Origin of the sequence: Anaerocolumna sp. AGMB13020 (assembly GCF_033100115.1) — a bacterium.
In the GTDB taxonomy this organism is placed as follows: Bacteria; Bacillota; Clostridia; order Lachnospirales; family Lachnospiraceae; genus Anaerocolumna.
The window spans coordinates 4,793,991-4,815,291 of sequence record NZ_CP136910.1 but is presented as its reverse complement, the minus strand read 5'-3'; the positions used below and the strand labels follow the sequence as shown (position 1 = coordinate 4,815,291).

The 21,301-nt window shown below is 41.0% G+C and carries 21 protein-coding genes and 1 other annotated feature; of the genes, 7 read left to right on the top strand and 14 right to left on the bottom strand.

Translation table 11 applies throughout. The features are described from left to right. Positions 1-48 precede the first annotated feature (48 nt). From R2R35_RS20255 to R2R35_RS20230, 6 genes are all read right to left on the bottom strand, one after another. A complete protein-coding gene (locus R2R35_RS20255; RefSeq protein ID WP_033167850.1) occupies positions 49-201 on the bottom strand; it encodes a hypothetical protein in 153 nt (50 codons plus the stop codon). Positions 202-254: 53 nt separating this feature from the next. Further along, positions 255-932: an orotate phosphoribosyltransferase gene (gene pyrE, locus R2R35_RS20250; protein WP_317731638.1), complete on the bottom strand. Its 678-nt coding sequence runs from the start codon at positions 930-932 to the stop codon at positions 255-257. Between the two features lie 62 nt (positions 933-994). Continuing rightward, positions 995-1,903 carry a dihydroorotate dehydrogenase gene (locus tag R2R35_RS20245; protein ID WP_317731637.1) on the bottom strand — a complete coding sequence of 303 codons (909 nt, stop codon included), beginning with the start codon at positions 1,901-1,903 and terminating at the stop codon, positions 995-997. Positions 1,904-1,935: 32 nt separating this feature from the next. Then, complete coding sequence (locus tag R2R35_RS20240; protein ID WP_317731636.1) at positions 1,936-2,697, bottom strand: dihydroorotate dehydrogenase electron transfer subunit; 762 nt, start codon at positions 2,695-2,697, stop codon at positions 1,936-1,938. Positions 2,698-2,802: 105 nt separating this feature from the next. Next, complete coding sequence (locus R2R35_RS20235; protein ID WP_317731635.1) at positions 2,803-3,174, bottom strand: DUF2087 domain-containing protein; 372 nt, start codon at positions 3,172-3,174, stop codon at positions 2,803-2,805. Between the two features lie 19 nt (positions 3,175-3,193). Beyond that, positions 3,194-3,949: a DUF2087 domain-containing protein gene (locus R2R35_RS20230; protein ID WP_317731634.1), complete on the bottom strand. Its 756-nt coding sequence runs from the start codon at positions 3,947-3,949 to the stop codon at positions 3,194-3,196. Between the two features lie 486 nt (positions 3,950-4,435). Between R2R35_RS20230 and R2R35_RS20225 the strand changes: the two genes are divergently transcribed. The 4 genes from R2R35_RS20225 to R2R35_RS20210 all read left to right on the top strand — a co-directional run bounded on the left by R2R35_RS20225 (position 4,436) and on the right by R2R35_RS20210 (position 9,747). Then, positions 4,436-4,960: a peptidylprolyl isomerase gene (locus tag R2R35_RS20225; protein ID WP_317731633.1), complete on the top strand. Its 525-nt coding sequence runs from the start codon at positions 4,436-4,438 to the stop codon at positions 4,958-4,960. A 17-nt stretch (positions 4,961-4,977) separates the two neighbouring features. Then, positions 4,978-6,768, top strand: coding sequence for an aminopeptidase P family protein (locus R2R35_RS20220; protein WP_317731632.1), 1,791 nt, complete (start codon positions 4,978-4,980; stop codon positions 6,766-6,768). A gap of 158 nt (positions 6,769-6,926) precedes the next feature. Next, positions 6,927-7,189, top strand: a binding site (T-box leader). A gap of 151 nt (positions 7,190-7,340) precedes the next feature. Next, positions 7,341-8,477 carry a trans-sulfuration enzyme family protein gene (locus R2R35_RS20215; protein WP_317731630.1) on the top strand — a complete coding sequence of 379 codons (1,137 nt, stop codon included), beginning with the start codon at positions 7,341-7,343 and terminating at the stop codon, positions 8,475-8,477. 94 nt (positions 8,478-8,571) lie between these two features. Then, positions 8,572-9,747, top strand: a complete 1,176-nt coding sequence (locus R2R35_RS20210) for a MalY/PatB family protein (protein ID WP_317731629.1) — start codon at positions 8,572-8,574, stop codon at positions 9,745-9,747. 120 nt (positions 9,748-9,867) lie between these two features. Here the strand turns inward: R2R35_RS20210 and pyrF are convergent, their stop codons facing one another. The 3 genes from pyrF to R2R35_RS20195 are packed head-to-tail and all read right to left on the bottom strand — an operon-like array spanning position 9,868 to position 12,509. Beyond that, positions 9,868-10,806, bottom strand: coding sequence for an orotidine-5'-phosphate decarboxylase (pyrF, locus tag R2R35_RS20205; protein ID WP_317731628.1), 939 nt, complete (start codon positions 10,804-10,806; stop codon positions 9,868-9,870). A gap of 21 nt (positions 10,807-10,827) precedes the next feature. Next, positions 10,828-12,102, bottom strand: a complete 1,275-nt coding sequence (locus tag R2R35_RS20200) for a dihydroorotase (RefSeq protein WP_317731627.1) — start codon at positions 12,100-12,102, stop codon at positions 10,828-10,830. 11 nt (positions 12,103-12,113) lie between these two features. Next, on the bottom strand, positions 12,114-12,509 hold the full coding sequence (locus R2R35_RS20195; protein WP_317731626.1) for an NUDIX domain-containing protein: 396 nt from the start codon (positions 12,507-12,509) through the stop codon (positions 12,114-12,116). A gap of 174 nt (positions 12,510-12,683) precedes the next feature. Between R2R35_RS20195 and R2R35_RS20190 the strand changes: the two genes are divergently transcribed. Further along, positions 12,684-12,881, top strand: a complete 198-nt coding sequence (locus R2R35_RS20190; RefSeq protein WP_317731625.1) for a hypothetical protein — start codon at positions 12,684-12,686, stop codon at positions 12,879-12,881. 562 nt (positions 12,882-13,443) lie between these two features. Here the strand turns inward: R2R35_RS20190 and R2R35_RS20185 are convergent. From R2R35_RS20185 to R2R35_RS20165, 5 genes are all read right to left on the bottom strand, one after another. Next, positions 13,444-14,100 carry a DUF3298 and DUF4163 domain-containing protein gene (locus R2R35_RS20185; protein ID WP_317731624.1) on the bottom strand — a complete coding sequence of 219 codons (657 nt, stop codon included), beginning with the start codon at positions 14,098-14,100 and terminating at the stop codon, positions 13,444-13,446. 48 nt (positions 14,101-14,148) lie between these two features. Then, entirely contained in the window at positions 14,149-14,994 is an 846-nt protein-coding gene (locus tag R2R35_RS20180) for a sugar phosphate isomerase/epimerase family protein (RefSeq protein WP_317731623.1), read from the bottom strand. A gap of 53 nt (positions 14,995-15,047) precedes the next feature. Next, positions 15,048-16,130, bottom strand: coding sequence for a Gfo/Idh/MocA family protein (locus R2R35_RS20175; RefSeq protein WP_317731622.1), 1,083 nt, complete (start codon positions 16,128-16,130; stop codon positions 15,048-15,050). Then, positions 16,111-17,283 carry a Gfo/Idh/MocA family protein gene (locus tag R2R35_RS20170; protein ID WP_317731621.1) on the bottom strand — a complete coding sequence of 391 codons (1,173 nt, stop codon included), beginning with the start codon at positions 17,281-17,283 and terminating at the stop codon, positions 16,111-16,113. Before R2R35_RS20170 ends, R2R35_RS20175 begins: the two co-directional genes overlap by 20 nt. Positions 17,284-17,464: 181 nt before the next feature. Next, positions 17,465-18,223 (bottom strand): sugar phosphate isomerase/epimerase family protein, encoded by a 759-nt coding sequence (locus R2R35_RS20165; RefSeq protein WP_317731620.1) that lies wholly within the window; start codon positions 18,221-18,223, stop codon positions 17,465-17,467. A 200-nt stretch (positions 18,224-18,423) separates the two neighbouring features. On the opposite strand from R2R35_RS20165, the gene R2R35_RS20160 reads away from it, so the two are divergent. Continuing rightward, a complete protein-coding gene (locus R2R35_RS20160) occupies positions 18,424-19,269 on the top strand; it encodes an AraC family transcriptional regulator (RefSeq protein WP_317731619.1) in 846 nt (281 codons plus the stop codon). A gap of 136 nt (positions 19,270-19,405) precedes the next feature. Further along, positions 19,406-21,202, top strand: coding sequence for a tetratricopeptide repeat-containing glycosyltransferase family 2 protein (locus R2R35_RS20155; protein WP_317731618.1), 1,797 nt, complete (start codon positions 19,406-19,408; stop codon positions 21,200-21,202). The last annotated feature ends 99 nt before the right edge of the window (positions 21,203-21,301 follow it).

The window sequence follows — 21,301 nt, the reverse complement described above, 5'->3', positions numbered from 1 at the left end:
GTCTTTCCAGAGTGCATCTGAGTACTTATGCTTTTAGTCTCTGTTCATTTAAAATAGAATCTCTGATTTTTTCCTTAGTAATCTGCTGCCGTTAACAATCACTAGGACACCGCTGGTAATACCAGTGACTATGAGAAGAATTCCTATTACAATATTTCCTACACCTACTGATTTCATGGTAGTATAGATTTTTTCACTCATATCCGACTCCTGACCGCTGCCTGTTGCAGCCCTTTCTCTTATACTTACATTACTTAACAGCTGGCTCCATATTGCTTATAATATGCATCAATCGCATTTTTTAGAGCATCATCTATTATGATATTTCCATTATAAGGCTTATTGTATAAATGTTCAACTACTTCTTCCATGGTTACAATAGAAGTTGTTTTGATACCATACACTTCCTCAATTTCAGAAAGAGCACTCTTCTCACCTTGGCCTCTTTCCATACGATCCACCGAAACTACCAGGCCCAATACAGATACCTCACCTTGCGCTTTTAATATAGGCATTGTTTCACCTATAGAAGTACCTGCGGTGGTAACATCTTCAATTATGATGACTTTGTCCTTATCATAGATAGGGCTTCCAAGCAGTATTCCTGTATCTCCGTGGTCTTTTACTTCCTTTCGGTTGGAACAATAGCGAATGTCCGTATGATAGAATTCACTGATTGCCATAGAGGCTGCCACACTCAGAGGTATTCCCTTGTAGGCAGGTCCAAAGAGAACATCGAAATCAAGTCCAAAAGCTGCTTCAATAGCTTTTGCGTAATACTCTCCTAATTTTCTTAACTGTGAACCGGTACGATAAAAGCCTGCGTTAATAAAAAAGGGGGTCTTACGTCCGCTTTTTGTTGTAAAATCACCGAATTTTAATACACCACAGTCTACCATAAACTCTATAAATTCCTGTTTATACTTTTCCATTTATCCTCCATTCCGCCGCCAGCGACGGCCAAAAAATAGTTTAATATTTCTTAAACCTAAACTTATCTGTTAAGACAACCTATGATTTCCTTTACCTCGGAAATTCCCTGCTGATTCAGGAATTCATGGATTCCCTCTATAACCTCTACCGTAGCTGTAGGATTTCTGAAATTAGCTGTACCGACTGCAACAGCTGTTGCACCTGCCATAAGAAATTCAATAGCATCCTCACTATTCATTATTCCACCCATTCCAATAACCGGTATCTTAACGGTTCTTGCAACCTGATTTACCATTCGCAGGGCTACAGGCTTAACTGCAGGTCCGGACAAACCACCGGTTTCATTGGCTAATACGAACTTTCTTTTATAAATGTCAACTTTGGTTCCCGTTAAGGTGTTAATTAATGAAAGGGCATCTGCACCGCCTGCTTCTGCTGCTTTGGCCATTTCCCTGATATCCGTAACATTGGGGCTTAGCTTCATTATTACAGGCTGTTTGGCATATTTCTTAACTTCCTTTGTAATGTCCTCCACAGCAAGACAATTCTGTCCAAAAGCAATTCCGCCTTCTTTGACATTCGGGCAGGAGATGTTGATTTCCAGCATATCAACCTCACTGTCACCAAGCCTTTCCACAACTTTGATATAATCCTCTGTGGTTTTACCGCAAACATTAACGATTACCTTGGTATCATATTGTTTCAAAAAAGGAAGGTCTCTTTTTATGAACATCTCAACACCAGGATTCTGAAGTCCGATGGCATTGAGCATTCCGCTGCCAGTCTCTGCAATTCTGGGTACCGGATTGCCGGTCCAGGGTTCATAAGATACACCTTTTGTTGTTACCGCTCCCAGTTTATTCAAATCAACAAAATCAGCAAATTCCATTCCTGAGCCAAAGGTACCTGAGGCCGTGGTTACGGGATTCTTCCATTCCACACCTGCTATGATTACTTTTGTATCTGACATAATTATCTCCCATCTGTGTGCCGCAACACATGCTACAATTCAATTTCACTGCTTGCAAATACCGGTCCCTCTTTGCAGATTCGTGTATTCTGCACATTGGTATGATGATCCTTTTCTTTTGTCTTACAAACACAGGCAAGGCATGCTCCGATTCCGCAGGCCATTCTTTCTTCCAGAGATAAATAGCATTCAATGCCTTGTTCTTCTGCATAGGCTTTGACCCCTTTTAACATAGGCGTTGGCCCGCAGGCATAAATAATGTCAGCTTTTAAGCCATATCGTCTGATGGCATCAATTACATTGCCTTTTACTCCATCGCTGCCATCCTCTGTTGACAGATATACTTCTCCATAAGGCTGAAAATTATCATTCATAAAGGTAACATCCCGATATCCTAAGACAATGCTTTTCTCGCAATCCAGCTGTTTCGCCAGCTCTAGCATGGGAGGAATACCAATTCCGCCTCCAATTAAAATGGCTTTCTTCTTCTCCAAGGGAAATCCATTGCCAAGTGGTCCCAATACCTGAAGGGTATCCCCCTTTTTAAGCGCAGAAAACTCTTCCGTGCCTTTCCCTGCCACACGGTAAACTAACCGCAGTGAGCCTTCTGCTGCATTGATCTCGCAGATGCTTATAGGCCTTGGAAGCAGCCTGTCCTCATTGTTACAATACAGGGATAAGAATTGTCCGGGCTTCGCCTGTGCCACAATTTCTGCATCCTTTAACCACATACTGAATATCCCAGGTGCTATCTGCACCTGGGATGTTATTAGGGCTCGTTTCTGAATTGCCATGGTTTTCTCCCATCTGTGCCATTTTTTAATCCCATACATTATATACGAAATCAAATATAAGCACAAGTACCATTTTTACGAGAATATTTAATCCACTATTTCATGTTATTTTTCTTTCCAGTAAACACTTCCATCCCTTGCCCTTAATAAAAATTTCATATCCACAAGTCCTCTGCGAAGCAGGAAAAAATCTTCAAAGGTATGCCACTTCTTAATAATCTCATTGACTTCTTTTTCCGTATACTTAACTTCTTCTTCAAACTTTTCACTGAGGTAATAAAGAACTGCAATCTTACGATCCTTTTTAGCCGGCCATGTTTTGATTCTCTGCTTCTCATCCAGGAACTGACTAATAATCTCCCTGTAATTATCCGGTATTTCTAATTTATTATTTATTTTATCTTCCATGTTATCCCCTTTCATTCCTGTAATAATTTCTGATTTGGTATTCCTTCCTTTGTGGTGAAATTCTCTCAAAACAGCCTTCATTATAAAATTATCCCTGCGTTAACCAATATTCCCTGCAGTCATCGGTTCTGCCCATAAAACCGTATTCTATCATGTATCTCCTAAGAGTAGGGTAGTCGTCATAGATCTCTTTTAGAATCTGATTAAGCTCTTTTTCCTTATAACGTTTGCCTACGGAAAAGGATTCGGTTATCTTTTTTAGTATGACGATTTTTTTCTTTTCTTTGGCCGGAAAATGCTTTAACTTCAAAGGATTAAGCGAGGAGAAGGCAGTTTCCAGTATCTTCTCTTTTTCCTCTTCCGTCGTAATGTATCTGTCATCCACCATTTTTGCCTTTGAGTGAATTGGGACCAGCCTGTCTCCGCCCGTATTATGTTCCTGCGCCAGCTCGTATACTGCCAGAAACATTTTTGCCTGCTTTGCTTTTTCCCGGAACATAAATTTCTGGTGTCTTACGGTAGAGGGTGTAACCCCCAGCTGTTTCGCAATTTCGTTATCACTAAGCCCTGCTTCTAACAGGGTTAATATCTGCTTCTGATTATCGGTCAAAGTCAGATACTTGCTGTCTGACTGCAAAAGAAGCTCAAAAGGTTTTCCATGCTCCATGTGTACATGAAGCATAGCTCCTTTTTGTGCCTCATAAAAACGTTCACCGATAGGATATACCTCACCCTTGTAAAACTCCTTTTGACAATAACTGCAGGTATATTTGCCCTCTTCTTCCAAGTAAGAATACCCCTGCTTCATTTCATTTATATTGAAATCCTTATTTTTACCTTCCATAATCAAATCCTTTCTCACGAAACATCTTCAAATTGTAACTTTTCCTAAAATACCCACTCGTTTTCCTATCCGATGATCTGTGCCTACCACAAGTACCTGTAGCACACAAATCTTGTATTATTCCTTCTTACACTTCACACAATATCTGTGACAGATTGAGGATGTATCTTGTTAACTTCCTTTGCTTCGGATGAGTCCACCTTTTTCTTTTGGCCTTATCTTGTTTTACCATTTGCCATTACTATAAACATATATTATTATTGTTTATAGAATTTGTCAACCATTATAATTAATTACTTGTGCTTCCTCTAATCTTTTTTTATAGTTTTACGATTAATTTGAATTACCAAACAGTTATCCGGTCACCATAAAGTTAATCCGGATCCTTATACTGGATAGAGGATGGTTTATTTTCATTAGACACCCCATTTAAACTATGATATAATTATTTTTTGTAAATATCAGATTACAGAAAGGGTATATAAAATGGCAGAAAAAAATCCTATCGTAACAATTGAAATGGAAAATGGCGGTCTTATCAAACTGGAGTTATATCCTGATATCGCTCCAAATACAGTTAAGAACTTTATATCTTTAGTTCAGAAAAACTATTATGACGGGCTGATCTTCCACAGAGTTATCCGTGGTTTTATGATTCAGGGCGGCGATCCGGAAGGAACCGGCATGGGTGGTCCCGGATATTCTATTAAAGGAGAATTTTCATACAACCAATTTGAAAATAATTTAAAGCATTCTGCAGGTGTTATTTCCATGGCAAGATCCCAGATGCCTAACTCAGCAGGTTCCCAGTTCTTCATCATGCATAAGGACAGCCCTCATCTGGACGGCTCCTACGCGGCTTTCGGTAAGGTAACAGAAGGACTTGAGGTTGTAAATGCAATTGCTGATGAAAGAACCGACTATTCCGACAGACCCTTAACTCCTCAGGTTATGAAAAAAGTAACCGTTGAATTATTCGGAGAAGAATACGGCGAACCTGAAAAAATGTAATAACAGGAGGCTATTCTATGGTAAAAGAAAGATTACAGCATTTAAGAGCCCTAATGGCAAAGAACGGCATTCAGGCTTATCTGCTTCCCACTTCTGATTTTCATGAATCAGAGTATGTAGGAGATTACTTTAAGTCAAGAAAATATTTATCCGGTTTTACCGGCTCAGCAGGAAGTGTAGTGGTTACTCTGGAAACCGCAGGTCTTTGGACCGACGGAAGATATTTCATCCAGGCTGCAAGAGAACTGGCTGACTCCGGTATAACTCTTTATAAAATGGGCGAAGAAGGCGTTCCAACGCTGGAAGAGTTCCTCGTTGATTCCTTAAAAGAAGGAGATGTTTTAGGTTTTGACGGCAGAGTCGTTAATGCCCGACTTGGTCTTCGTTTAAGTGAAAAGTTATCTTCCAGGAAAATTTCAATTTCCTATGAAAAAGATCTGGTAGATGAGATTTGGACTGACCGCCCATCCCTGCCTACAACCCCTGCTTTTCTGTTAGAGGAAAAATACTCCGGTAAATCCACTGTTTTAAAACTGGAAGCGGTAAGAATTGAAATGCAGAAAAAGCAGGCTAAGTATCACATCATAACCTCACTGGATGATATCGCCTGGCTGTTCAATATCCGGGGCGGTGATATCGCTTATAATCCCGTAGTACTCTCCTATGCAGTCATTGACAGTGAGAAAGCTTATCTTTTTCTGGATGAACGTAAACTTTCAGCAGAAATCAAAAAGGAACTTGAAAACGCCGGCGTAGAGATAAAGGATTATTTTGAAATTTATGAATTCGTTAAAACCTTGCCTAAAACTGAAAAGATCTTATTGGATACAGCAAAAGTCAATTACGCAATTTATAAAAACCTCGGCACTGATGCTGCTATTATTGATGCCCCAAATCCTACGGTATTGTTTAAAGCGATTAAGAATCCCGTCGAGCTTGAGAATTTGCGTAAGGCTCATATTAAAGACGGTGTTGCCGTAACCAAGTTTATCTATTGGTTAAAACAGAACATTGGCAAGACAGAAATCACCGAAGTCAGCGCCAGTGATTTCCTGGAAGCTAAAAGACGTGAGCAGGATGGCTGCATTGATTTAAGCTTTGACACCATCAGCGCTTACAACGCAAATGCTGCCATGATGCACTATAAAGCTACAGAAGAAAGTCATGCGGTATTAAAACCGGAAGGAATTCTCTTAGTTGACTCCGGTGGTCAATATTATGAGGGTACCACCGATATAACCAGAACCATTGTTCTTGGAGAAATCAGCCATGAGATCAAAAAGCATTTTACAGCTGTTCTAAGAAGTATGCTTAACCTTTCTGATGCCAGATTTCTTCATGGCTGTATCGGTCTGAACTTAGATATTCTTGCAAGAGGCCCCATCTGGGACATGGATCTGGATTATAAATGCGGTACCGGTCATGGTGTGGGATATCTCCTGAATGTCCATGAAGCTCCTAACGGTTTCCGTTGGAAAAAGGTACCTGAAAGAGATGACGGCTGTGTTCTGGAAGAAGGTATGGTTACTACAGATGAACCCGGTGTTTATATTGAAGGAAGCCATGGTATCCGTACAGAAAACGAATTGATCTGCCATAAAGGCGTTAAAAACGAATATGGTCAGTTCATGTATTTCGAGCATCTTACCTTTGCCCCTATTGATCTGGAGGCTGTGGATACTGTTTATATGACCAGCAAAGAAATAGACAGTCTGAATCGCTATCACAAAGAAGTTTATGAAAAACTGTCTCCTTATCTGACTGACGAGGAGAATCTCTGGTTAAAAGAAGCAACCAGAGAAATCTAAAACACATAGACATTAAAATAACCCAATCTGTGCTTAAGCCTACTAACAGCAGGCTCAAGAGCAGGTTGGGTTATTTATTAAAATTTATTTTATTCTGCTAAGAGATTTTCACATTGACAAATACTTTGTTGTCTGCTATACTCAAATCAATTTCATAGCAAAACGCTAGGAATGAGAGAGTATGTAAAACAATACCTAACAGAGAGCTTTTGGCTGGTGTAAAAAAGCAGGTTGGATTTGCAGAATATGGCTCAGGAGCGGCGCGCCGAACCGTTATAACGCTTAGGCCGCGACAGGTTTGCCTGTTACAGCAAAGAAGTATAAATATCTCCCTCGATGGCAGATGTCGTACTTAATAAGTTCTTTTGCTGTGAGGCATAGATGAATTGAAGTGGTATCACGGGCTATGCTCGTCTTCTTATTGGAAGGCGGGTTTTTTTTATACACAGATTTAAATATGAAATAATTTTATAGCTGCTTATAGACCCCCCCCTTGGCAGGCTTAAAACCAAAATTCCAACTGCCAGCCTTTCTATCAGCCGCATCAGAATAAATACTCAGGAGGTCACAAAATGGATTTTACTACCCGCTGCATACATGGAGCAATTGACAAAACACAAGTTACCGGTGCGGTAACCATCCCCATCTATCAAGCAGCTACCTTTGCTCATCCAGGAGTCGGACAGAGTACGGGTTATGATTATTCCCGACTTCAGAATCCTACCAGAGAACACCTGGAGAAAATCATTGCCAATCTGGAAGACGGGATTGATGCCATTGCCTTTAGTACCGGTATGGCTGCTGAGACTGCCTTGATGGAACTCTTCTCCATTGGTGACCACATTATTGCATCAGAAGATCTATACGGTGGAACCATACGTCTGTTTGAACATATCAACAAGAAAAATGGGCTGACCTTTGATTACCTGGATACCTCTGATCTTACAAAGCTACGTTCTCTCATTCGGAAGGAAACCAAAGCTATTTACCTTGAAACACCTACTAATCCCATGATGCAGGTAACGGATATCCAGGCTGTTTCTAAAATTGCCAAAGAAAACAATCTGCTATTGATTGTAGACAATACTTTCCTGACGCCTTATTACCAGCGTCCTTTAACACTGGGTGCAGATATTGTAATTCACAGCGGTACAAAGTATTTAAGCGGACACAATGATACCCTTTCCGGCTTTTTGGTCACAAACCGGGCTGACTTATCTGAACAGCTTCGTTTTATCTATAAGACAACCGGTGCCTGTCTCTCTCCTTTTGACAGCTGGTTGATGATTAGAGGAATCAAAACTCTTGCCGTGAGAATGGACCGCCAATCTCAAAATGCCCTTGAGTTAGCACAATTCCTTGAAGGTCATGCTAAAGTCAAAAAGGTATTTTACATTGGCCTGAAAGATCATCCCGGCTATGAAACCTCAATCAGGCAAACCACCGGTTTCGGCTCTATGATCAGCTTTGAGGTGGACTCAGAAGCTACGGCAAAACAGATTCTTGAACGGGTATCCGTAATACTTTTTGCCGAGAGTCTTGGCGGTACTGAAACCCTGATAACCTACCCTATGATCCAGACCCATGCAGATGTTCCCATGGAGGAACGTATAGCAAGAGGTATTAACGGCTGCTTGCTTCGTATGTCCGTAGGGCTGGAGAATGTTCAGGATCTGATACAGGATTTAAATAATGCTTTCGCTGTATGAATTGAAGAGCGATACTATTGATTCCATTTTAATAATTCTTAGACCGTTCACAAGAATGCATTTTTACCATTATACCATGAGGAGAAAATAGCTTATGCCATACGATTTTGACCAATTAATTGACCGCAGGAATACGAATTCTTTAAAATATGATTTTGCAAAAGAGCGTGGAAAAAGAGAGAATCTGCTGCCTATGTGGGTTGCGGATATGGATTTTTCCACTCCCCCCGAGGTAACCGAAGCCCTGATAGATGCTGCAAGACATGGAATCTTTGGATATTCTGATGTTAAGGAGGATTACTTTCAGGTTCTGAAAAGCTGGTTTGCTTCCCATTATAACTGGAGCATTGAGAGAAAATGGCTTGTGAAAACTCCCGGTGTCGTATTTGCCATAGCGATGGCAGTACGCTCACTCACCAAAGAAGGTGATTCTATTCTGATACAGAGACCGGTTTATTATCCTTTCTCTGAGGCTATCTTAAGCAATAATCGAAAGCTCATAAATAATCCTCTTATCTATGAGAATGGCACTTATAGTATTGACTATGAAGATTTCGAAGGTAAGATCATTGACAATCAGGTTAAATTGTTTATATTATGCAATCCTCACAACCCAGTGGGCAGAGTGCTGACAGAAAAGGAGCTTACCCTCTTGGGCGATATCTGTGTTAAACATGGTGTTTTAGTAGTTTCCGATGAGATTCATGCGGATTTTATTCATCCTGGACACTGTCATACTGCATTTGCCTCTGTCAAAGAGGAATATGCTAATATTTCAGTCACCTGCACTGCACCCAGCAAGACCTTTAACCTGGCAGGTTTACAGGTTTCCAACGTATTTATACCCAATCCTTCTCTTAAGAAAAAATTCAAAGCAGAAATCAATAAGTCCGGCTACAGCCAGTTAAACACCATGGGGCTTATTGCCTGCAAAGCTGCTTACCAGTATGGGGAAGAATGGTTAGAGGAGCTTAAAGCGTATATTTACGATAATATCCTTACAGCCAGAGAATTTATTGAAAAGGAAATTCCTGTTCTGAAGGTGATTGATACAGAAGGTACCTACCTGTTCTGGGTAGATTTTAACGAACTTGGTATGGAGGAAGCCGACTTAGAGGACTTTATAACCGAGAAAGCCGGACTTTGGCTGGATGGAGGTACCATGTTCGGTCCTGAGGGAAAAGGCTTTCAACGTTTTAATCTGGCCTGCCCGAAATCAACACTTTTAAAAGCGTTAAACCAGCTTAGGGATGCTATTAATTCCTTATAATATATAATAAAGATAGAAATTAAAGCAGAAGCTTCCAATTACTCCTGTCATCCCATGACTGACGAGTATATGGAAGCTTCTGCTTTAATTATTCTGTCTTCTTACAGTTATCAACTTTTCTTATTTTATAACTCCACCTTTTATCAATGCGGCATTAATATCTTCTTTCATATCGATTACCGCTTGTCTGGAAGCATCTGCAAAGTTCTCAGCACCGAATTTCTCATACCCCTTCTGCTTATAAGCAGCAATAATTCCTCTTGAGGAATTTACGATAGCTCCAAGTCCATCTGCATTAAAGTAGTGAATCAGATCCTCCGCTTTACCACCCTGGGCTCCATAACCTGGAACCAAAATATAGGTCTTTGGCATAAGCTTTCGGAGTATTTTCCCCATTTCCGGATAAGTAGCCCCAACTACGGCACCTATATAACTGTAGTTGTTTCCCATATGCGTACTTCCCCACTGATCTACTTTTTCACCTACCAGTTCATATAGAGGTCTTCCATCAACCTGCTTGTCCTGGAATTCTCCGCTAGAGGGATTTGAGGTCTTAACCAATATAAACAGACCTTTATTTTCTTCCTTGCACACCTCAATAAAGGGGTCGACTCCATCTGAGCCAAGATAAGGATTTACCGTAGCAAAATCCTCATTGAAGCCACTGTAAGTATTATTCCCTACCTTTACCTTTCCAAGATGTCCCACAGCATAGGCAGCAGAGGTGGAACCAATATCGCCTCGTTTGATATCACCGATAACTACCAGTCCTTTTTCCTTGCAGTAATCAATGGTTTTCTTATAAGCTATCATACCTTCAATACCAAATTGCTCATACATGGCAATCTGAGGTTTTACTGCAGGAATCAAATCATATGTTGCATCCACTATTCCTTTGTTAAACTGCCAGATAGCTTCTGCTGCTCCTTCCAGCGTCTCACCTTTTTCTTTGTAGGCCTGGCTCTTAACCTGTTCCGGGATATAATCCAGCATGGGGTCTAATCCTACAACAATAGGGGCCTGGGTTTTCTGAATCTTCTCTATTAGCTGGTTTATCATATCTGCCTCCGCAATGTTTATTTAATCTTGGTAAACTATCTTACCGTCTACCAGTGTATATTTAATTCTGCCCTTCACTTTTCTTCCCTGAAAGGGGGTATTCTTGCCCAGTGACAGAAACTCTTCTTTATCAATTGCATACCAGCTGCTGGTATCCGCTATTACAAGGTCTGCAGCCTTTCCGGTACTTAAGCTTCCTTTCTCCATTCCCAAGACACTAGCCGGGTTAACTGTAAGTTTACGAACCAGTTCCAAAGGTGTGAGGATACCACTCTCTACCAATTCTGTATAGGAGAGTGCAAATGCTGTATCAAGCCCCACAATTCCAAAAGGCGAATCCAGGAAAGACTTTTCTTTCTCCTCTTTGCTATGTGGTGCATGATCTGTCGCAATAACATCCAGAATTCCCTGTTTAAGAGCATCCTTCAAAGCAGCGACATCTTCTCTGCTTCTTAAAGGAGGATTCATTTTATAATTACTGTCATTACCCGGAATATCTTCATCCGCAAGGGTAAAATGATGAGGACACACTTCTCCGGTAACCGGAAGGCCTTCTTCTTTCGCCCATTTCAGAAAAGCTACACTGTCCCTGGTGGAACAATGACATAAGTGCAGCCTGGCTCCTGTTTCTTTTGCCAACAGAATGTCCCTTATGGCAATAATGTCTTCGACTCCATTGGTGATACCGGGAAGCTCAAGCTCCCTGGCTTTACTTCCGGCGTTTATAACCCCTCTGCCTGCCAGGTCCTTCTCTTCACAATGTGCAAATACTGGTATTCCAGCCTCTTTTGCAGCCAGCATTCCCTGCTTGTATACTGTTATGTTCATAACAGATTTACCGTCTTCACTGATAGCTGCCGCACCGGCTTCTTTCATCCCTTTTATATCTGCCAGTTGATCTCCTGCCTGACCAAGGGTTACGGCACCAATAGGAAGTATATGAACTATTGCTTCCTCTTTGGCTTTTTGATTAACCCACTCCACCATATCCCTGGTGTCAATGGCAGGTTTTGTATTGGGCATGGGGCAGATAGTAGTAAATCCACCTCTCGCTGCAGACATTGCTCCTGTTCTTATGGTTTCCTTGTATTCAAAGCCCGGTTCCCTTAAATGAACATGCAGATCGATAAAACCTGGCATTACAAACAAACCTTCCGCCATGATAACTTTATCCGCCTGAACATTGATTTGTTCACTGATTTCTTTAATAATTCCGTCTTCCACCAGAATATCTCGTATTCCATCGGTGTTGGTGGAAGGGTCAAGTACATGGCCTTTCTTAATTAGTAATGACACTCTGTTCTCCTTTACAGTTCTGCTTTGGCAACATCCTCTAATACAGCCTTGTTCTTCACATAGGTCTCAATATCTTCTTTGGAAACCCATTGATAATCATGAAGTTCCTCCGACAGTACCACTTCTTCACTGGTGCTTAATAAATGAAAACATATTCCTATATTGCATACATCTCCCAGCATAAAGGACCAGGTATAGAGAATGCGGTTGATATGGGCATTCACTCCGGTATTTTCATAAACGATACGAAGGACACCTTTCTCAGGACTTTCTCCGAATTCCAGCTCACCATCCAGAAATTCCCACTGATAAGGATCCATTATACGATCGTCATACCATTTTTCTGTCAACAGATACTTATTTTCATATTGAACAATACCTTTAACAAGTATTCTATATTTATCCATATACTATCCTCCTGCGTTACTAGCCATCTTTTCATTATTATAACTTAACAAAGTCTCAAATACAACCTGGTTTTCGACGGTTTTCATCCAGAAAAAGGATTGTATATTTAAGCATTTACTGCAAAACCTATCCTTATACCATTTATTAGGTTATCAAACAGAAAGGACGATTGTATGGATAATTTCGGCGGATTTAATATGCTGCCTCCTTCACTGGCAGTATTTCTTACCAACGATCTGGTTGCACGGGATACCTTTTTAGGACTTAATGAATTAGATCAGCAAAATTTTATGGATTATGCAAGAGAATTTCAATCAAAAGAAGAGATGGAACGTTATCTTTATCACCGCAACGAAGATGATTTTCACTAAATAGTTCCAGGTAGCCACATCATAGGATGTGTACTCCCAAATAAAGAGGCAGGATGGACTTTTACGACAACACCGGCGTAATGCTGTAAGTAAGCTTGCGGTACTGCTCAAATAAAAAGCGTGAAATGTCCTTTCTTTATGCCTCTTATAGGGATACATGCCCTTTTTCATGTAACACTTTCGTAATACATATTTAAATATTTGTTAATATTTCCTCTCTAACCAGAACTTACAGCTATCCTTTGCCCCTCCCCCTATGCTATAATCATAAGTGTTCAGAAGGAAAGCGCTACCTTCTAAACAACGTTCATGAACAGGAACTGATAAACACCCGTCCGTTATGGACACCAATTTAAGGAGGATAAGTGAATGTGCTTCAATTATTACAACTTTGATTGTACTCAGTTACTGGAATTTATCAAAAAATATCTAAACTGCAGATAAAACTAGAAGCAACGAATACCAAACTACAAAAAGATAACTCATACTATAAGTCTTAACTCATAATACAAGTAAGAAGGGCTGTTCCCAAATTCCTAAGAATTTTGAAACAACCCTTCTTTTAAATTTTTACCGGTATCAGAAACGTCTGGATTCCACTGGAATAAGGTGCTATTTCATATAGCTGATAAAAGATCATTACCCCTTCCGGCACAATATAGAAGTTTTTCTCATTAAAATTTTCTTTTACCAAATCATCTACATCATCAAAGTAGTAGGCGTCTTCTTCTTTTACCTTTTTCGCAATCTGACTGTTGATATTGGCGATAATGTAATTTACATAGTCCTTTCTTCCGGGAAAGAAATCCGCCAGGTCCATTCTTCTGCCAGTCCGCAGATTCCAGGTGTCAGCACTTCTGGTAGTCATTCCATGGGCTCCGCCGGTATATTCATAGCGGTCAAAATACAGGCTCAGAATATACTTGTCATTATAAGTCACGGTATATTCCGTTAATACTTCATATATCCTGACAGGAAAATCATTGGCTATGGCATATTCGTAGTCGTCAATTGCCATCTGGAATAACTTCATTACATGATACTTCTTATATAACTCTGCTTCTGCTCTGTAATATACACTGAGTTTGTTGGTAAAATTCCGGAACCGTTCCGAACTGAACTGTGGATATTTAATGTCATAAGTAAGCAGTTTCTGCCCCTTGTAATTTAGTTCTCCTTTCAGCTGGAAGGCTCTTACATAAACACTGTCTATCGCCAATTTCATTCACCCTAAGATAGCTTTGTGATAATATATGCTGTTTCTTCTCTAGGCGTTCAATATTTTCAAAAGAGCTTCATGGGCAGTGTGAAAAGCCATTTCTCTGTTGGTCATCCTGCGGGCTAACGTACTTTCCTCTAACTGTTTCAGCATTGTAAAATCTGCCAGATGGGGTTCCAGACTTAGAAATCCGTTATATCCGCTTATATCCAGGTCAGTTAAAATCTCTTTTATATTTCCATCTCCCATACCAGCCGGCCTTACTTCCCCAGTTTCAAAAACAGCATCCTTAATATGTATATAGGAAATATACGGTTTTAAAAGCTCATATGCTTTTAAGGTATCTTCTTTGCATTGCACAAAGTTGGCAAAATCAAACACTGCCTTAAAGTTCTCATCATATAAAGCCTGAAACAGCTCGCTGCATCTTTCTGCAGTCTCCCCATAAATACCTTTCTCATTTTCATGCAGCAACACTGCCCTGTGATTCTTTCCATAATTTTTAAGCTCTCCCAGGCGTTCTATCACTGTATTTTTGTAGTCCTCCGGTCTCTCCTCCTTCTCCATATAGAAACTGAACATTCTTATATTTGGTGTCTCAAAGAGATGGGCAGTCTCCACTACACGTTTAAAACGTTCCAGATGTTCTTTAAAAGGAGCTTTGATAGATATTTTTCCTATGGGTGAACCAATAGCGGATACTTTGATTCCTTCACTGTCCAGATAGCTTTTGATTTCCTTGATTTCCTCTATGGTGAAATCAGCTACATTCCTACCATTCACACTTCGCAGCTCTAAATACTCCATTCCCAACTGCTTTAACAAGCCTGCCTGTTCTTGCAAGCTATCACTAATCTCATCCGCAAAACCTGTTATTCTACATTCTCTTAACATAATTACTCCTTCCCTGTAACCAGTACTCCTTTGCCAAAACTCTCGGAGGTTTTTTATACTATTACCTCTTCCCCTATTCTGGCAGATTCATAGATTGCCAGCATAAGCTCAATGGTGTCTTTCGTTTCTTTAAGTCCAATAGGTACTGCCTTTTCAGACAAAAGGCTGCTGTAATAATCCGTTATGCAATCCATATGGCCTGCTCCCCAATAACTCTTACCGAGGGAGGCCTGTTTTTTCTTATTTTCTTCCGGTGAAGCAGATGTCTCGTCAGAGAACTTAAATTCCTGCATTTCGGAAAGTTTTATTTCCTCCCCAGAGAAATCAGTGCATACTGCTTTCATCTCTTCAACTCTTACATTCATATTATCGCAATGCAATTCTATAATCGGTGGCATATTGGTGCAATATGCCGTTGTAGCATAAAAGCAACCTGTAATTCCCTCCTCATATTGAATATAGGCCTCCATCATATCTTCAACCTCAATGACATTTTTCAAATGATGATTGGCCATAACAGCCTCTGCCGAAACAGGCTTGCCAAGGAACAACGTCAACAAATCCAGGGAATGCACCGCTTGATTAATGAGTGCTCCTCCGCCCTCGGTCTTTCGGTTTCCCCTCCAATCGCTTTCTGTATAATATTCTCGCTCTCTGCACCAGCTGACAATCGCTCTTCCTCCTTTTACCCTGCCCGGAATTCCAAGAGCAAAAAGCCTCATCGCGGCGAGAGTTCCAGGATTATAGCGGTTCTGAAAACACAAGCCCAGTTTTCCTTTTGAACTCTTTACAGCATCTTTCAGAATCGTATACTGCTCCTGGTTTATAACCGGAGGTTTTTCCATAAATACCTGCCTTCCCTGTCTCAAAGCTTCTGCTGCCATGGGGACATGAAGATAATGAGGGGTGCAGATATGAACGATCTCCGGTTTTACTCTATCTAGCAGTTCTTCCATTGTATAATAAGCTTCAGCGCCATACTTCTCTCCCAGGCTAACTGCCCGCTCAAGGCAGGTATCTGCTACACCGGCAAGGCTGATGCCTGGCTGCCCGGCAATGCAGGCAGCATGTACCTGGGCAATATTTCCGCAGCCGATAATTGCTGCCTTTCTAATTTCAGCCATTACGGTTACCATAGCTGCCACTGGTATCAAAGGTTATATCCTTTACCTTTTCTTTTTGGACAGTCGCCTTTCTTCTCTTATTTAATTCTTCCAGGAACAAATCCTCATCAATGGGCAGAGTAACTGATTTTTTCAACCAGGAGGAGAGATGCATGGCATTGGACAGCATTAATCCTCTGATACCTTCTCTACCGTCTGCTACCAGGGGTGTACCGTATAAAATCCGTTCCGTGAAAGCTTTTAACACGCCTTTGTGCTGAGGATTATCTCCCGTTATTTCTTCCTCCCTGTATGCTCCCTCTGGTTTCTTAAAACCTTCTGTTGCATAAAAACAATATTCCCTCTCACTTACCTCAAGTTCATATACTGTCAGTTTATCATTTTCACTAACCAGTTTTCCCTTTTCCAGGGTAATTTCCAGTCGATTGGTTCCCGGTGCATCACCGGTTGTAGTAATAAAGACACCAGTCGCTCCGTTTTCAAGGGTAAAGTAGGCTGTTACATCATCCTCTACCTCGATATTATGCCATTTCCCATTATGACAGAAAGCCTGGACTTCCTTTGGCAGACCACAGATCCATTGGAGCAGATCCAAATTGTGGGGACACTGGTTTAACAGTACACCACCGCCTTCCCCGTCCCAGGTTGCCCGCCATTCACCGGAATCGTAATAAGCCTGTGTACGATACCAATCCGTTATGATCCAGTTCACCCTTTTGATTGCACCCAGGCTCTTATTATCAACCAGTTCTTTCATTCGGCGGTATACCGGATTTGTCCTCTGATTGAACATTACAGCAAACACCAGGTTATATTTATCTGCCTCCTCATTCATTCTTCGAACCTGCTTTGTATAGACGCCGGCAGGCTTTTCGCATAATGCATGGAGGCCATGATGAAAAGCACTTATCACAAGGTCTGGATGCTGGTAGTGAGGCGTTGCCACCAATACTGCATCACATGAACCGGAAGCAATAAGTTCCTCTCCTTCTTTGTAGATCTGAACAGCCTCTCCAAGTTGTGTGACAGCCCATTCCCTACGGCTTTCCTTTCGATCGGCTACTGCAGTAAGTACTAGCCCTGGAATTTCTCCTGCTGCTATGGACTTTGCATGTGCGCTTCCCATATTTCCGATTCCGATTATACCCATTCTAACCTTATCCATCTATGTACCTCTCAGGCGTTTTCAAAACGAACACCTGATTTCCTTTCTTCTATGCTTTAAATACCTTGCCCTCTCAGGCTGGCTTATACTGCAAGCTTGCGGTGGAATCCATGTATAGAACTGGCATTTATTCCATCCAGCTGCCTTTGAATGTAAGTACTAATTATATATATGCTTTGCCTTAATGATATCCAAGCTGGCTTACATTGTCATAGCTTTGTTTCAGACAGTCAAAAGGACTAGTCTGACAGCTGTCCTGCTCTACCAGGATATATTTACAATTGGTTTCTTCCAGCTCCTGAAGAATTCTTTCAAAATTCAGGTTTCCTTCCATAACCGGCGCCATAACAGAAACCCCGCCTGAAACCGCCATATCCTTTAGATGGACGCAGGGTACTCTGTCTTTTAGTTTTCTTATCCATTGAACAGGATCTGCCCCTGCTGCCTGAACCCAGTAGGTATCCAGGGTAATCCCCATTTCATCTTTGGTAAAACTATTTATCAACTGCTCTAAAATTGTAACTCCATTTATTTTTTCAAATTCAAAATTATGGTTATGATACATAAAGAGCTTACCTGCTGCCGCTATTTTCCTGGCAGGTTCCTTAAAATCCTCAAGAAAGTAAGGAAGCCAGCAGGCATTGCGAAACTTCCCTGGCATGGAGCCAAGTCCGATATAGGAACAGCCATATATGTCATGCTCCTTTATCACCTCCTCCGTGTCATACAGGATTCGGTTAACATCCATATGGGTCAGTACAATCTTAAGCCCATGGCGGTCACAGATTTCTCTGATTCTTTCCGGTCTGATCTCCTTTCCTACCGCTGATAATTGCACCGTACGATAACCGATATCTGCAATCTTTTTTGCTGTTCTGTTAAAATCCTCCTCTGTCTGTATAAAATCTCTTACTGTATATAGCTGAGCTCCCAATTCCATCTTTCCTACCCTCTCTCCTTTGTTATTTGTCTCAATTCTAACGTATTCAGCCAGATAACTCCATTGCAGAAAGAGATATTTATATTGCAAATATAGCGTTCATTAGATATAATCGCCTTAACGAGTACTTTCTATGATTTATTTAATAGAATTACCTGCTTTTAATTTTTTGGGATAGGCGGAAGGAGGATAATAGACCTATGGCATCCCTGGCACAGATTACAACCGAACACGTGATATTCGGCTACAGCACTACCCTGAACTCAAGTTATGATTACGCACTCCATTGCCACAACTTTTATGAAATCTATTACTATATGGAGGGAGATGTAGATTATCTGGTGGAGGGGATACATTATAAGCTCTCTCCCCATAGCCTGCTGCTCTTAGCACCAAATGTTTTTCATGGAGTCAGAGTAAATTCAGGAAAACCCTACATCCGCATTGCTCTGCATTTCTTTCCTGAGGCACTCTCTCTGGAAAGACGGGCTATGCTGCAGTCTATTTTCCCCGGTGCATCCAAAGCAGATACAAAAGAAATATTTTATGCTGACAATGTAAAAGAGAAGATTTTCCCTCAGATGGAAGCACTTATTGACTGTGCAGGTCTCTCAGAATCCCTTAAAAACACTCTGCTGCCTGTTTATTTGGAAGCATTATTAGCAAGAATTCTATCTCTTGGGAAAGAAAATGGGGAGGTACAAAGAAAAAGTGATGGCTCAGAAACCCTTCAAAATGTTATAAACTATCTCAACCGTCATTATACAGATCATATAACCCTGGACTTAATTGCAGACAAATTCTGTATCAGCAAACATCATCTGAACAAGGTATTCCGAAAGGCTACCGGCACAACCCTTTGCGATTATCTTAGCTATAAGCGTATCATCTATGCAAAGCAGCTGCTTATGGGCGGGCATAGTGCGGAGGAAGCAGCAGGCAAATCCGGTTATACAGACTATTCTGCTTTTTACCGGGCATACCTGAAAATAACCGGTAACAGTCCTGTAAAAGACAGGGGAGCCCTTCCTTCTCTCATTCGCTAGCGTGAAAATTGCACCACCTATACAAAAGAAGAAACATTTGCGAACGGCTTCTTGCTGCTGTTTAGAGTGTCAATCTATGATTATCTGAATACCTTAATAAATGAAGCTCTCTTCTTATGAAGGAATCAGAACCGCCATGGGAAAGAAGAAAACCGTAAGTTTATGTATGATTGTAAAAGATGAGGAATGGATACTGGAGCAGTGCCTTGGCAGTGTGTCAGGAATTGTAGATGAGATTATAATCGGTGATACCGGTTCTGAGGATAATTCCAAAGAGATTGCTGCCAGATACGGCGCCACTGTTTTTGATATAGAATGGGAAGACGATTTCGCAGCAGCCAGAAATCAGACACTTGAGAGAGCCACCTGCGACTGGATCTTGTTACTGGATGCAGATGAACTCTTTCGTGAGGAAGATACCGAAAACTTCTATGCTCTTCTAGACCGTGAGGATTATGATGGATATCATTTTACCTTGCATAATTATTATTCCACCGAGAATACGAAAGACTATTCCGTCCATTATGCCTTCCGCATGGTCAGAAATACCGGAGAATACTATTTTGAAGGAAGAATACACGAGCAGATTAATAATAGAAATGGAAACTTTGACTCCTCCCGCTTTACCCTTGCAGAGATTACCTTGCACCATTTCGGATATACCGATAAGGTTATACAGCAAAAGGAGAAACATAACCGGAATATGCCCTTATTAAAGAAGCAATTGGAGGATAATCCCGAAGATCCCTACTATCTTTTCAATCTGGGAAATGAATATATGGCTCAGGGGGATTGTAATAACGCCCTGCCCTGTTACCTGAAGGCACATGAGAAGAAAGCCCACTCACAGGCTTATTTTCCCCATGTTTATTACCGGATAATTCTATGCTATATGACACAGGGTGACAGTACTGCTGCTCTATTCTTTGCAGAGGAAGGGCTTATGGAATATCCTTCCTGTACAGATATTGAGTATTTAAAAGGAAGCATCTACAAATCTAATCACCGAAATCTACTTGCTGTAAGATCCTTCGAGCGCTGCCTTGCCATGGGGGAAGCCCCTAATACCTTAAAATTCACTGCAGGCTGCGGAACCTACAGGGCACTTATAGCTTTAGGTGAAATCTATTACGAGGAGGAGATTTATCAGGACGCGCTAGATTACTATGCAGAAGCCTTGTCATACCCGGAAGCGCCTGATATATTACTTCCCCTGGCTAAGTGCCTGTATCCACAGTGTAAAGAACGTCAGGAGTTCTTTGACAAGCTGCTTGCTTATATAACAGCCGGCAGCCTTGAAGAAAAATACCTTAAAGCCGCCGATATTCTGGTTGAATTGAGGCTGTATGAACTGTCCCACTATGCTTTGTCTTTGGGTAATTTCACACCAAACAACAGCAGGGAACTTCTTATGGTATCCGGAAAGCTATCTTTTTTTCTGCATCTTTACGACAATGCAATTGATACTTTTTCTGCTCTTTATGCAATGGCAGCTTCCTCTCTGGCGTCTGCTGCTGATACAGAAGAAATAATTGCCTATTACCTTTTATCCCTTATACTCACAACCGATGAGGTTATAGACAGGATTCATTCTTTACTGGATAACATGCCCGAACAGCTTAAGAGCACTTCCCTTTTTGTTTTAGAGCAATTAATTCCATCTGAATTTCACGTAGAAAATTCAAGCTCTTATCAATACAACTTCCTTTATAAACTCCTGGAAAAGCTTATGAAAGCCGGTGAAACTACCCATGTCGATGCGTTGGCTGCGGCACTGCCAAAGCTCAATATCCTTGATGCCTATACGAAACTGGGAGAAATTTATTTAAAGCAGGATTACAGAGAGAAAGCCATTCATGCTATCCTTTTGTCCGTCAGGCAGTATAACTTCATTGACAAGAACAGTGCAAACCTGTTGCTTCGGTATCTTTGACTAACCTGCTTTCCACCTATAGACCCTTAACTTTTTACAATGTACAGACAAAAATTTTTGGATTTACAGACGAAATTCTCGAGTTTGATTTCTTCAATA

Coding starts and splice junctions, on each gene's coding strand:
- pyrF (WP_317731628.1), bottom strand. CDS start 10,806: ATGATAAACCAGCTAATAGAGAAGATTCAGAAAACCCAGGCCCCTATT.
- R2R35_RS20230 (WP_317731634.1), bottom strand. CDS start 3,949: ATGGAAGGTAAAAATAAGGATTTCAATATAAATGAAATGAAGCAGGGG.
- R2R35_RS20225 (WP_317731633.1), top strand. CDS start 4,436: ATGGCAGAAAAAAATCCTATCGTAACAATTGAAATGGAAAATGGCGGT.
- R2R35_RS20210 (WP_317731629.1), top strand. CDS start 8,572: ATGCCATACGATTTTGACCAATTAATTGACCGCAGGAATACGAATTCT.
- R2R35_RS20170 (WP_317731621.1), bottom strand. CDS start 17,283: ATGGATAAGGTTAGAATGGGTATAATCGGAATCGGAAATATGGGAAGC.
- R2R35_RS20255 (WP_033167850.1), bottom strand. CDS start 201: ATGAGTGAAAAAATCTATACTACCATGAAATCAGTAGGTGTAGGAAAT.
- R2R35_RS20190 (WP_317731625.1), top strand. CDS start 12,684: ATGGATAATTTCGGCGGATTTAATATGCTGCCTCCTTCACTGGCAGTA.
- R2R35_RS20220 (WP_317731632.1), top strand. CDS start 4,978: ATGGTAAAAGAAAGATTACAGCATTTAAGAGCCCTAATGGCAAAGAAC.
- R2R35_RS20160 (WP_317731619.1), top strand. CDS start 18,424: ATGGCATCCCTGGCACAGATTACAACCGAACACGTGATATTCGGCTAC.
- pyrE (WP_317731638.1), bottom strand. CDS start 932: ATGGAAAAGTATAAACAGGAATTTATAGAGTTTATGGTAGACTGTGGT.
- R2R35_RS20215 (WP_317731630.1), top strand. CDS start 7,341: ATGGATTTTACTACCCGCTGCATACATGGAGCAATTGACAAAACACAA.
- R2R35_RS20165 (WP_317731620.1), bottom strand. CDS start 18,223: ATGGAATTGGGAGCTCAGCTATATACAGTAAGAGATTTTATACAGACA.
- R2R35_RS20195 (WP_317731626.1), bottom strand. CDS start 12,509: ATGGATAAATATAGAATACTTGTTAAAGGTATTGTTCAATATGAAAAT.
- R2R35_RS20240 (WP_317731636.1), bottom strand. CDS start 2,697: ATGGCAATTCAGAAACGAGCCCTAATAACATCCCAGGTGCAGATAGCA.
- R2R35_RS20245 (WP_317731637.1), bottom strand. CDS start 1,903: ATGTCAGATACAAAAGTAATCATAGCAGGTGTGGAATGGAAGAATCCC.
- R2R35_RS20175 (WP_317731622.1), bottom strand. CDS start 16,130: ATGGTAACCGTAATGGCTGAAATTAGAAAGGCAGCAATTATCGGCTGC.
- R2R35_RS20180 (WP_317731623.1), bottom strand. CDS start 14,994: ATGTTAAGAGAATGTAGAATAACAGGTTTTGCGGATGAGATTAGTGAT.
- R2R35_RS20155 (WP_317731618.1), top strand. CDS start 19,406: ATGGGAAAGAAGAAAACCGTAAGTTTATGTATGATTGTAAAAGATGAG.